Origin of the sequence: Campylobacter sp. TJR-1, assembly GCF_032840035.1 — a bacterium.
GTDB classification, from domain to species: Bacteria; Campylobacterota; Campylobacteria; order Campylobacterales; family Campylobacteraceae; genus Campylobacter; species Campylobacter fetus.
In genome coordinates, this window is the sequence record NZ_JAWIZX010000004.1 from 121750 (window position 1) to 134521 (window position 12772).

A 12772-nucleotide genomic window follows, 5' to 3' on the forward strand; every position below is an offset into this window, starting at 1 on the left:
GTTAATAAATTCCAGATAAAATTCAGCTACATCACGCATTTAAATCACTTTACATATATTTTAATTTAATTTGCCAATAATACCATAAAGGTCAAAGATGAATATAATTAAAAATTTCTTACAAAAGGAATCAGCAAGCGGTATACTCATAATATTAGCTATGATATTGGCTCTTATCTTAGCTAATAACGGTGTTTTAAACAAATTTTACAGCGAGATATTAAGACTTGACTCCGGTATAATTTTTGGCGAATTTAAGCTAATAAAGCCTACGATTTTATGGGTAAATGACGGACTTATGGCAATATTTTTCTTTTTTATAGGACTTGAGCTTAAATACGAGTTTTTAGAAGGCGAACTAAACTCGATTAGTAAAGTAGCTCTTCCTAGCATAGCGGGAATCGGCGGCGTAATAGTTCCGGCGGTCATCTTTTACGTACTAAATCACGCAAATAGTTTTGATGTAAATGGTTGGGCTATACCTACGGTTAGCGATACTGCGTTTGCTTTAGCAGTGTTGTTTTTGCTTGGAAGTAGAATTCCTATTAGCTTGAAGCTGTTTTTACTAAGCCTTGCCATCATAGATGACGTAGCTGCTATAATCATCATAGCTATATTTTATACTAAAACATTGAGCATAATATCTCTTTTTATATCGTTTTGCGCTATAGTTATTCTAACTATTTTAAATTATAAAAATAATCAAAACATATATATCTATTTATTATGCGGTATCGTACTGTGGGTATCTGTGCTTATGAGCGGAATTCATGCTACTCTAGCTGGCATTATAGCAAGTATGTTCATACCTTTACGAGATGAAGATGGAGATCCTGAGCATGGAATGCTGCAGTCCGTAATGCACTTTTTGCATCCGATTGTAGCGTTTTTGATACTTCCTATATTTGCTTTTTCAAATGCCGGAGTCGTGTTTAGCGAAGACTCTATTTTAAACTTAACGCATCCCGTGCCGCTTGGAATAATATTTGGACTATTCATCGGTAAGCAAATAGGAGTATTTAGCTTTGCGTTTTTAGCTATAAAATGCAAATTAGCAGAGCTTCCTAATGGCTGTGGATGGCTACATTTATATGGATTGTCCATACTAACCGGAGTTGGTATGAGTATGAGCCTTTTTATAGATGGTTTAGCGTACGCCGAGAGTGATGCGTTTTTATACGCAAATAAAATCGCTATACTATTAGCTAGTACTATGTGTGCAGTAACCGGATATTTTGTACTTAGAAAAGCTAGTAAGTCTCAAAACTAGTTTTAAATTTAGAACTAGTTTTAAAAATTTGAAACAGCAATTTAGCTATTTTAACTTGCTTTCAAATTTAGCCCTATTGCCGAGATAAACGAAGCTTAGCACCTCGGCAACGGCTTGAAATAAATTTCCCGGTATCTGATCGTCAATATCGCATAATTTATAAAGTTCTCTAGCAAGAGGCGGATTTTCTACTATTTGAATACCGTTTTCTGTAGCTATCTTTCTAATGCGAAGCGCTAGATGATCTACGCCTTTTGCTAAAACAACCGGAGCTTTTTCTTTCTCTTTATCATAACGAAGAGCCACGGCGTAATGAGTAGGGTTTGTTATGACGACATCTGCGGTAGGGATATTTTGCATCATTCTTTTTCTTGCTGCTTGCATCTGAAGTTGTCTTATGCGACCTTTTACTTTTGGATCTCCTTCCATCTGTTTAAACTCATCTTTTACCTCTTGTTTGCTCATTCTAAGACCTTTGAAGTACTGATAACGTACGATAAAAACATCTGCTATAGCAATTATCAAAAATAGCAACAACATAACTCCAGCTAATATAAGCATTTTCTCTTTAAGCCATAAAAGTTGATTAAACATTGAGAAAAATATAGTATGAGGAAGCTCTTTTACAAACTGCAAGAAAAAGTAAAATGCAACGCCAAAAACGGCGCTTACTTTTAATATGATTTTAACAGCATCAATAAGTTTTTTCAGTGAGAACAGATTTGCGATACCTTTTATCGGATCGATTTTACTGAAATTCGGCATAATAGGCTCAACGGTAAATAAAAACCCAAACTGCATTATATTTGATATTATACCTGCTATCATAATGCAAATAGCTATAGGCAAAATTATCAAAAACGTCTGAAGCATTGAGTGGATAGTTATCTTAAAAAATAGTTCACGAGTAATTTCTACGCCGATAAGACCTTGGTAGTAAAGATAAAGATTTACTAATCTCTCTCCCATAAATCCCATAAGTCCTACAAGAACCGCAAATCCTACTAGTAACGTCACAAAACCGCTCACGTCTTGAGATTTTGCGACGTTGCCTTTATTTCTAGCGTCTTCTAACTTTTTCCCGGTGGGTTCTTCGGTTTTTTCTTGATCGTCTGCCACGATATTTTACTTATCCGTATTTTACGATATCTTTTATATCTCGTCTCTGTTTTTTACTAGCAGGATTTTTCCTATAACCAAAAGGAAGTACGAGAGCTACTCTTTTTTGTTTTATGTTTATACTTAAAACACTTTCTAGTTTATCTCTTTCAAATCCTTCCATAGGGCAACTGTCTATTCCTAAAAAAGCGGCCTGCATCATCATATTTTGCGCCGCCAAATAGCACTGTGCCCTAGCCCAACTAAAAAGCTCTTTATCGCTAGTGCCTTCGTTATATTCAATCATATTTGCATATCTTTGCAAATATGCTTTTTGCTCATCTTCGCTTTTATCTTTTCTACTGCAAATTATAGATTTAACATAGTTTGAGCTAGCTCTTAGATCATCTATCTTAGCATAGATCACGATGACTTTTGAGGCAGTCGTGATCTGAGCTTGATTCCAGCATGCTTCTCTCATTTTTTTTAAGAGTTCCTTATCTTATATCACTTCAAATTCCCACGGCTGCATACCCATAGAAGATGGGGATAAACGACCCGCTTCTAAAATATCATTAAAATCCGCACTGTCTATTTTTCTATTTTCATCAAAAACCTTACATGCATGACGAAAATTTAAAGCCTCTTTAAAATTCATTTATTACTCCTAGATTAAATTTATTTTATATTCACTCTTGCTTTTTACGGTTCCAACTATACAAGAGTTCTCATATCCTGCATTTTTTAAATTTGAAAGTGCTTTATAAGCATCATCTTCATTTATGCTGATGATAAGTCCTCCGCTAGTTTGGGCATCACTTAGCAAAATATCTGGTTTGATATTGCAAATTTTAGCAGTAAAAACACTATTTTTATAGCTTCCCTCAGGAATAAAGCCTAAATTTGCAAACTTCTTGGCGCTAGCTAGCAAAGGAATACCGTTTTTATATAGGTCAAAGCTGATATCGTCTCTTAACATTTCGCTTAAATGACCCAAAAATCCAAATCCGGTAACATCGGTAACAGCATTAACTTTTAAACCAGATAAAGCATCAACGGCATAAAAGTTTAGCTGAGACATTAAATTTGAAATCTCGCGTATCTCATCTAAACTAAGCATATCCGCTTTTAAAGCAGTTGTTAAAACACCACTTCCAAGAGGTTTTGTTAGTATCAATATATCATTGATTTTTGCTGAGTTATTTGACCAAAACTTGCTACTATCTACGCTTCCTGTTACGCTTAGTCCGTAAATAGTTTCTTTAGATTCTATACTATGTCCGCCGACTAAAACCGCGCCGCACTCTTTTATCTTGTTTTTTCCTCCAGCCATTATCTCATGCAAAATTTCATTTTCAAAATGGCAACTATCAAAACCGACTATATTCATAGCCGTTATAGCTTTAGCACCCATAGCGAATATATCGCTTAAAGAGTTTGCGGCTGCTATCATTCCATATAAAAACGGATCATCGACTACCGGAGTTATAAAATCCAAAGTCTGCACGATAGCTCTACCGTCTTCTAGCAGAAATACCCCGGCATCTTCGTTGCTATTTATAGATGATAGAAGCTTACTATGGGGCTCTAATATACTGCCGATGCTTTGTGTTAAACCCAACGGGTCTAGTTTGGCAGCTCATCCTGCGGATTTTATAAATTTAGTAAGGTTCTTATTATTATAGATAAACTGTTTCATTTTCCAACATTAAACTCATTATTTCAAAAGCATTGCTGATCTGACCTACTCCAAGTCTATCAACAAGACCAAAAGCTTCTAAACAACTGCCGCAACTAAGCACGTTTATTCCAAGCGATGAAAGATCTTTTAATACAGCAAAGCTAGGATGAGATCTATTTGTAGTCATAAGAACAGCTTCATTAACACAGATAATATGAGTCACTCTTTTGTTCGCTTGAACAGCAGATATCGCACTTAAAAATTTAGTTAAAAGTCCTTTTCCTATAGGATCGCTGCCAACTTTATCGTATTTTAAAAATAACACCTTATGCTTTTTAAAATCCGTTTCACAACTATAATTTTGAATATCTATTTCCGTAAGATCGCAACTCTTAACAGCAGTAACGGTATATTCACTTCCATTTTGAGAGATATTAAACTCTAAACCGTTTGCGCTTAAAAACTTCTGTACGTTTGTCAATGAAGCAGGACTATTTACGACTATTTCGAGCTTATCTCCGATACTAAGCTCATTTAAAGCGTCTTTAGTTTTAATAATCGGCTTTGGGCACTCAAGTCCGCGACAATCAATCTGCATAATTTCTCCTTGCTTTGTAGTATTCAAACCTTGAATTTATAAATTATACCTAATTTATTGAATTATTGTTTTAACAAACAAATTTAATTTCTACGGCTATACTCATCATAACCAAAATCTCGAATAATTTTTACATCTCCATTTTTATTCATCATAACCAAATTTGGAAGTTTAACACCGTTAAAAGTCGTATTTTTAACTATAGTATAGTGAATTTGATCTTCAAAAATAACCTTGTCGCCTACTTTTATCTCATTGTCAAATTTAAAAATCGGCTCACCTGCGGCTGCTCCTACGATATCTCCCGCAAGACAAGTCGCACCGCCAAAACGGTAGGCAAACTTACCATTTTTATTTTCACCGCGAATACTAGGACGATAAGGCATAAGAATAGTATCTGGCATATGGCACTCAGCTGACGCATCTATAATACATGTTTTTTCACCGTTTGTTACTATATCTAGTACGCTAGAAATAAGAAATCCGCATCGCCAACCTACGGCTTCTCCTGGCTCTATAAAAATCTGAGTGCCATATTTTTCTTTAAAACTCTTAATGAGATTTATAAGTAAATTTATATCATAACCGCTTTTTGTGATGTGGTGACCGCCGCCGAAATTTATCCATTTCATCTTTGGAATAATGGTTCTAAACTGCTCTTCAAATGCTTTTAAAACAAACTCTAAACTTTTAGCGCTCTCTTCGCAAAGTGCGTGAAAATGCAAACCCTCAACACCATCTAAATTTGAAAAATCAAAATTATCTTTAGTGATGCCAAGCCTCGAAAACTCTCCGCAAGGATTGTACATATCAGTTGGGCTAGCCGATGTGTTTGGATTGACTCTAAGACCTATACTTTTTCCGCTTTTTATAGATTTTGATCTAAATTTATTCCACTGTGCAAAACTGTTAAACACCACGTGATGAGATATGCTTAAAACTTCATCTATATCATCATCGCTAAAAGCCGGAGAGTAGGTATGGATCTCTTTAAATCCATGGTATTTAGCATACTTTGCTTCGTGCAAACCACTACAAGTAGCTCCGTTTAAATACTTTGAAACCAACTCCATAGCACCGCTAAATGCAAAACCTTTTAAAGCGCAAAGTACCTTTGCGCCGCTTTCATCGCTAATATTTTTTAGAATTTTCAAATTATTTTCAAGAGCAGCTTCTTCGCAAACATAAGCCGGGGTTTTTATATCGTTTAATTTCATTTTCTCATCTTTATATTTATGTAAAAACAATTATATCAAGAATTGGATAAAATATAAATTTGAAAATTTAAAATCAAGCTTTAAGTGTAAATTTTGAAGAAATTTGAGTTATATCACCGCAAGATATAAGCTCTAAAACAGCATTTTTACAATGTGCTAAAACATCTTTTAATCTATCTTTTTCATCATCGATAAATTCGCCTAAAACATAACTGATAACACTATTATTTCCACGTCCTATTCCGATACGAACACGATCATAGTCGTTCCCTATAAGATTATCTATGGATTTGATACCATTGTGCCCTCCGCTGCTTCCGCCGCGTTTAAATCTCACAGTTCCAAAAGGAAGATCAAGATCATCATGTATAACGATTATATTATCTGGCTTATAAAAGTCATTAACGGCTTTTAAAGAATTACCGCTTAAATTCATAAAGGTAGATGGTTTAAGAAGAAGAAGCGAACCCTTTTTAAAAAGTTCGCCTTGAAATTTACCGGAGCTTACGCTGTTAAATCCGCCGTCTTTAAGCATAGTGTCTATCAACGTAAAACCGACATTATGGCGAGTATTTTCATACTCTTTGCCTATATTGCCAAGTCCGGCTACAAGAGTCATTATTTAGCTTTAATTACGCCTAGTACAGCAACGCGATCGGCATCTAAGATACGAACGCCCGGAACTGTTTTTATATCACGTACAAGTATAGTATCATCTACGTCAAGTCCGCTTACATCAACATCGAAACTATTTATCAAATCTTTACCTTTGCATTTTACGGCCAAACGTTTTTTAGATTGAAGTAAAACGCCTTTGTTTTTAAAACCGATAGGTGTTCCAAAAGGTTTAACAGGAATCATATATTTTGATACTTCATCATCAAGCACGACTTTTAAATCAACGTGCTTTAATGCGCTTGTTACTGGGTGTTTTTGATAATCAACAACTACGACATCATAGGTTTTTCCGCCTACGCTAACTTGGAATTTCAGATCGCTCTTGACTTTTACAGCTTTTATAAAATCATTTACTTTAAATGCAGCGTTAATATTTTCAACACCTTTTGCGTAAATGTTAGCGATTAGATAACCATCTTTCCTAAGAGCTTTTGTACTTCTCTTGTCAATACTCTCTCTAACGATACCTTCTAACATTATGTTTCCTTATGAAATAAAATAGTTGGCGATTATACCTAGAAACTGTTAAATTTAAGCTTAGCCGATATCTTTCAACGCTATCAAATCGTCGATTGTTCTATTATCTTTGTTTTGCGTTGCTTTACCTAAACTAGATTCAAGTTCAGCAGCTTTTATACGAATTTCTAGATCATTTCTTCTACTTGAAATTTCTAAAGCTTCTTCTTTTGTGATTATACCGTCTATAAAAAGTTTCAACAAATGCGTATCAAACGTCTGCATACCGCTATTTGCAGAACTTTCTGCTATGGCGTCATATATCATATCAGATGCTCTGTTTTCCAAAATTAAATTTTTTATTCTAGGAGTTGCAAGCATTATCTCAAGAGCAGCCACCCTACCGCTTCCATCGGCTCTTTTACAAAGCCTTTGACTAATAATACCTTTTAATACAGAAGCTAAACTTAATTTTATACGATTTTGTTCATTTCCGGGAAACATACTAATTATTCTACCAATGGTATCTTTAGCATCTACAGTATGCAAAGTAGATAAAACAAGGTGTCCGGTTTCAGCTGCGTGCATAGCTATTTCTATAGTTTCAAGATCTCTCATCTCTCCGACCAATATAATATCTGGATCCTCTCTCAAAGCACCTCTAAGAGCATCTGCAAAATTTGTAGTATCTTGACCGATACTTCTTTGGTTGATAATACAATTTTCATCTTTATACACGAACTCTATAGGATCTTCTATAGTTATGATATGTGATTTTCTATTTTTATTTATGTAATTTATCATACTAGCAAGAGTTGTAGTTTTACCGCTTCCAGTAGGTCCTGTTACTAGAATTATACCTCTATAAATCTCTTTACACATATGCTCAACCGCATTTGGAAGCCCTAACTCATCAAATGTAGGAAATTTTGTAGGAATAGTACGAAACACAAAACTTACGCCATCCATCTGAAAAAATGTATTTACACGGAATCTATAATCATCATTAAATTTATAGGTAAAATCCACGCTTTTTTTCTCAACCAGCTCATTAAATCTACCTCTTAAAAGCTCTTTTGCAAGGGTAATCGCCTCTTTTGAGCTTAAAACGAGTCTATTGGATATAGGAACTATCTCACCTTTTACGCGTTTTCTTATGATACCTTCAGCCTTTACGTGTAGGTCACTTCCTGAAGAGTTTATAAGCTCTAATAAATATGTATTTAACTCGTCTCTTAGCTTAAAGTCAAGCTGATCGATATTTACGTCATAAGTCATCATTTTACTTTATTTTAAGCTTGTTAAAATATCGTCAAACGCCTCACAAAATGCTTTTAAACCATCTTCTAAAAGTATTTTACAACTTTTTTCATAGTTTATATCAGCCTTCTTAGTCCTATCAAAGTACTCGTCTATAATGCTGCATTCAAGCGGAGATTTTGGCTCACTCATATCTTTGATAAACTCTTTTATAGCGTTAAGAGGAGCGGTATTTATACTATTTTTATATAAAAGCTCTTTTATATAGTAGTCCGCCGGCAACTCATCACCTTTTACTCCGGTACTGGCAAATAAAGCTCTTATATTTTTATTATCTTGTTGTTCTATTATTTTATAAGCTTTTGTAGCATTGTAAATTCCAAACTTAGAAGTCTCTAGTCCGGCGTTTTTAAGACTCTTATCAAGCAGCCTATCAAAACGACTCACAAAGATACTAATAACGCCTTTTGGAAGCGGAGTTCCTGGAAACCTTTTAGCATAAGCTCTGCTTCCTTCACTAAAAGCTTCTAAGCACTCTTTTACTTGAGAGATCGAAAATACAAGAGTAGCATTTACGTTAATTCCCTTTTTCATAAGATCACTCATAGCTTCATATCCGCTATCAGTGGCAGGGACTTTTATCATTACGTTTGGCATTTTGATAATATTAAATAGTCTTTTTCCCTCTTTATAAGTGCCTTCGCTATCATCATATAAATTTGGATCGACTTCTAAGCTAACAAAACCGTCATCATCATTTGCATAATTTTTTAGAAGTTTATTTGCAGCCATTTTTATATCTGTCGTAGCTAAAATTTCGTATAACTCTTTTGGGCTTTTTCTTTTGTATTCATCTTTTAAAAGTGCGTAAGCACAAGATGAACAAATAGCAGATTTAAATATAGACGGATTGCTCGTAGCGCCGTTTATAACCGAATTTTCTATTAAATTTAAAAACTCGCCATTTATAAAATCTCTCTCCAAAAAATCACACCAAAGTGAAAATTTGATATCCCTATACATAATATAACCACCTTATAAAATTTGTTTTAATTCTCTTAAATCTTTTGTATCTACTATATGAGTTGCGGCTTTTTTCAAGATCTCATTTGCACAAAACGCTATGCCCATACCTGCTTCTTTAAACATAGAAACATCATTTGCGCCATCTCCAACGCAAACTATCTCATCATCTTTTAAATTTAAAAAACTTTTTAGACGTGCAAGCATCTTTCCTTTTGAGTCTCCAAACATCATTTCTCCGCCGACAGATCCTGTTAAAATACTATTTTTATGATGAAGTTCGTTTGCAAAATTTATATCAAATTTAAGCTTAGCTTGAGCAGCATCAGTTGCTATATGAAATCCGCCGCTAAATACTATAGTTTTGATATCTTTTGCTTTTAAATATGAGATAATTTCGCCAGCACCGTCTATAAACGGTAAATTTGAAGTTATTTTTATAGCATCTTGAAGTTTTAATCCTTCTATAAATTTTACTCTTTTTACTAGACTTTCATAAAAATCAAGCTCTCCGGCCATAGCTCTTTTTGTAATATCGCTAACCTCTTTATCTTTTCCAACAGCACTTGAAAGGATGGTGATAGTCTCACCATCCATTAAAGTAGAGTCAAAGTCAAAAACACAAAGTTTTATCATATCAACCCTTAAAAATCACGTTTTAAAAGTGCTTCAACTTTTAGTATCGTAAGTATGTTGTTATCTCTTTTGCCGATTCCTTGAATCATTCCTTTATCTTTTGCTAAAGTCTCAGGTGGCTGATCGATCCTATCTTTGTTAATTCTAATAGCCTCAGTAAGCCTGTCGATAACAAATCCTGCTATATTATCATCATCTTTCATAACGATATAGCGAGTATTTGCCGTCATTTTAGATGGATTTAGATTGAATTTAATCCTTAAATCTATAAGAGGTATAACATTTCCTCTTAGATTAAAAACACCTAAAACATAATCCGGAACACTAGGAACTCTAGTATATTCTATCGGTTTTATAATCTCTTTGATATATAAAATCGGAATAGCAAATTCCTCTTCACCAACTATAAATCCAACCAGCTGCTCTATTTCATCTCTGTCTTTTGCAGTAGGCTCAGATATTTGTTGCTTCTGTTTTTGTAAAACTTGACCTAATTTATCGTTCATTTTACTTCCTTACATGAGCTTAATGTTTTTTCTAACAACATTTTCAAGGTACTCTGGAGAGTAAGGTTTTGTTATATACTCAGTCATACCAACCTCAACACCTCTTAAACGGTCGCTTTTACTAGTTCTACTCGTAACTGCGATAAGAGGTAAATTCCTATATTTTGAATACTTTCTAATCTCACCAGCTAGAGTATATCCATCCATTCGCGGCATCTCTATATCTATCAGTACAGCGTCTATAACATGATCGCCTGATTTTATTATATTTAGAGCCTCAACACCGTTTGTTGCTTCTATAACCGTTACGCCTATAGGTTCAAGTGATTTTTGCATAATTGTTCTATCCATTTTCGAGTCATCAACAATTAAAACCTTATAATCGCTTGGTTTATCTTTTGAAACGGCTTTGATGCTAGATTCTATACTGGCTCTGATATCTATCTTAAGCTCTTTTGCCATATCCATAATCATTCCCACATCAACTATCAGAGTAACTTTTCCGTCTCCTCTGATCGTTCCGCCGGCAATTCCTCGTATATTTTGCAAATAGTTACCAAGAGATTTAATAACGATCTCTTCTTGTCCTATTAGATTATCTACTATGATACCGAGCTTGCTTTCAGCCACGTTTATAACTACCACATACGTCTGATCACCACTTTCAAATACCTGTTTGACACCAAACAGATCACTAAGTCTAACGAGACTTAAAACTTCATCTCTTATTCTAAGAACGTTTTTACCTTCTATGGTGTAGATATTATCCACTGGAACTCTAACGGTCTCTTTAACACTAGCCAAAGGTATAGCGTAATACTCTTCTTGTGATCCTACAAGTAAAGACTGGATAATAGCAAGAGTTAAAGGTATTTTGAGCTTCATAATAGTACCTTTACCTACCTCGCTATCTATATCAATTATACCATTTAGTTTTTCGATATTTGTTTTTACAACATCCATTCCGACACCGCGACCACTTACGTTTGTAACTTGTTTTGCAAGTGAAAATCCAGGTTTAAATATTAAAGCAAATGCCTCTTTATCACTCATTGCGTCCGCTTCTCTATCTGTGATGATACCGCGCTCGACAGCTTTCATTTTTACTGATAAAGGATCGATTCCCTTACCATCATCTACTATCTCAACTACAATGTGATTGCCCTCGTTATAAGCTTTTAACTGGATAACGCCTTTTTCTGGCTTTCCTGCTTGAGCCCTATCTTTTGGATCTTCGATTCCGTGGTCGCAAGAGTTTCTGATAATATGAACTAAAGGATCTCCTATCTCTTCAACAATAGATTTATCAAGCTCAGTTTCCTCACCACTAATTTCTAAATCTATTTGCTTACCTAGCTCACGGCTAAGATCTCTTACCATTCTTGGAAATTTATTAAATACTTTTGCTATAGGGAGCATTCTTGTTTTCATAACAGCTAATTGAATATCAGTCGTAACAAGACTTAAAGCCGAAACTACCTGATTTAGCTCTTCTAGGAATTTCTCTCCCTCGTATCTCTCTTCTACGTCATCATAAATTTTAAGAAGTCTGTTTTTGCCTAAAACCAACTCGCCTATGAGGTTCATAAGATTGTCAAGTCTTTTTACTTCAACGCGAACAGTCTGCTCTATAGCTGAACCGCTTGATTGAGCCGGAGCGTTTTTTGTCTCAGAAGCAGCCGGTTTGCTTGGAGCAGGTTCAGGTTTTGGAGCAGGTTTTGGATCTTCATGATGCTCATTTTTTCTCTGCTCTTTTCTGGCTTGATCTTCTGCTTTTCTAACTTTTAGAAGCCTTTCTATCTCAGCTTCCACTTCAGCTTCACTTAAACTATTTACATCAACATCATTAGCCGATTCATCTACTTGCTCTTCTTCTTTAGGCTCGTTAGTATTGGCTTCTTCTTTAGGCTCTTGTTTTGGAGCATCATTTGTTTCTTGTTGGCTAGATTGCGGTGCTTCGCCTTCACTTATAGCAGTAAGTCTAATACAAATATCATCTATGCTTATTCCTGCGCTAGTATCGCTACCGTTATCTCTTATACTTCTTAAAAGAGCTTTCATCATATCAACAGATTCTAAAACAACATCCATTATATCAGGAGTTATTTTCAAATCACCGTGGCGAGCTTTATTTAAAACATCTTCCATATGATGAGTAAGTTTTGTTAAAATATCAAAATTTAAAAATGATGAACTTCCTTTAACCGTATGAGCTACACGGAAAATTCTGTTTAAAAGCTCTAAATCCTCAGGGTTTGCCTCAAGCTCTACAAGATCGTGATCAATCTGTTCAATAAGCTCAAAAGCTTCGACTAAAAAGTCTTCAAGTATTTCTTGCATATCATCCAT

12 protein-coding genes and 1 pseudogene are annotated in these 12772 nt (G+C 34.8%); 1 reads left to right on the forward strand and 12 read right to left on the reverse strand.

Annotated features, from left to right (window positions below):
* The first annotated feature begins 97 nt into the window (after positions 1 to 97).
* A complete protein-coding gene (nhaA, locus tag RVY88_RS05350) occupies positions 98 to 1270 on the forward strand; it encodes a Na+/H+ antiporter NhaA (RefSeq protein WP_038452825.1) in 1173 nt (390 codons plus the stop codon).
* Positions 1271 to 1315: 45 nt separating this feature from the next.
* On the opposite strand, the gene flhB is transcribed toward nhaA, so the two are convergent.
* From flhB to RVY88_RS05410, 12 genes and pseudogenes are all read right to left on the reverse strand, one after another.
* Positions 1316 to 2392: a flagellar biosynthesis protein FlhB gene (gene flhB, locus RVY88_RS05355; RefSeq protein WP_024305324.1), complete on the reverse strand. Its 1077-nt coding sequence runs from the start codon at positions 2390 to 2392 to the stop codon at positions 1316 to 1318.
* 7 nt (positions 2393 to 2399) lie between these two features.
* Positions 2400 to 3026 (reverse strand): annotated as a pseudogene (locus RVY88_RS05360) (NAD(P)H-dependent oxidoreductase).
* A 9-nt stretch (positions 3027 to 3035) separates the two neighbouring features.
* Complete coding sequence (selD, locus tag RVY88_RS05365; protein WP_375153237.1) at positions 3036 to 4055, reverse strand: selenide, water dikinase SelD; 1020 nt, start codon at positions 4053 to 4055, stop codon at positions 3036 to 3038.
* Complete coding sequence (gene yedF, locus RVY88_RS05370) at positions 4048 to 4647, reverse strand: sulfurtransferase-like selenium metabolism protein YedF (RefSeq protein ID WP_065843700.1); 600 nt, start codon at positions 4645 to 4647, stop codon at positions 4048 to 4050. Before yedF ends, selD begins: the two co-directional genes overlap by 8 nt.
* A gap of 83 nt (positions 4648 to 4730) precedes the next feature.
* The gene (nspC, locus tag RVY88_RS05375; protein WP_002848463.1) at positions 4731 to 5864 is read right to left on the reverse strand and encodes a carboxynorspermidine decarboxylase; all 1134 of its coding nucleotides are present in this window, start codon (positions 5862 to 5864) and stop codon (positions 4731 to 4733) included.
* A gap of 73 nt (positions 5865 to 5937) precedes the next feature.
* Positions 5938 to 6483: an aminoacyl-tRNA hydrolase gene (gene pth, locus RVY88_RS05380; RefSeq protein WP_162167096.1), complete on the reverse strand. Its 546-nt coding sequence runs from the start codon at positions 6481 to 6483 to the stop codon at positions 5938 to 5940.
* Positions 6483 to 7019 carry a 50S ribosomal protein L25/general stress protein Ctc gene (locus RVY88_RS05385; protein ID WP_002848460.1) on the reverse strand — a complete coding sequence of 179 codons (537 nt, stop codon included), beginning with the start codon at positions 7017 to 7019 and terminating at the stop codon, positions 6483 to 6485. Before RVY88_RS05385 ends, pth begins: the two co-directional genes overlap by 1 nt.
* Positions 7020 to 7079: 60 nt before the next feature.
* Entirely contained in the window at positions 7080 to 8276 is a 1197-nt protein-coding gene (locus tag RVY88_RS05390) for a type IV pilus twitching motility protein PilT (RefSeq protein WP_162167095.1), read from the reverse strand.
* 9 nt (positions 8277 to 8285) lie between these two features.
* A complete protein-coding gene (locus RVY88_RS05395) occupies positions 8286 to 9281 on the reverse strand; it encodes a transaldolase (protein WP_317051270.1) in 996 nt (331 codons plus the stop codon).
* 12 nt (positions 9282 to 9293) lie between these two features.
* Positions 9294 to 9917, reverse strand: a complete 624-nt coding sequence (gene serB, locus RVY88_RS05400; RefSeq protein WP_011731778.1) for a phosphoserine phosphatase SerB — start codon at positions 9915 to 9917, stop codon at positions 9294 to 9296.
* Between the two features lie 8 nt (positions 9918 to 9925).
* A complete protein-coding gene (locus tag RVY88_RS05405) occupies positions 9926 to 10423 on the reverse strand; it encodes a chemotaxis protein CheW (RefSeq protein ID WP_002848456.1) in 498 nt (165 codons plus the stop codon).
* A 9-nt stretch (positions 10424 to 10432) separates the two neighbouring features.
* Complete coding sequence (locus tag RVY88_RS05410) at positions 10433 to 12772, reverse strand: chemotaxis protein CheW (RefSeq protein ID WP_317051271.1); 2340 nt, start codon at positions 12770 to 12772, stop codon at positions 10433 to 10435.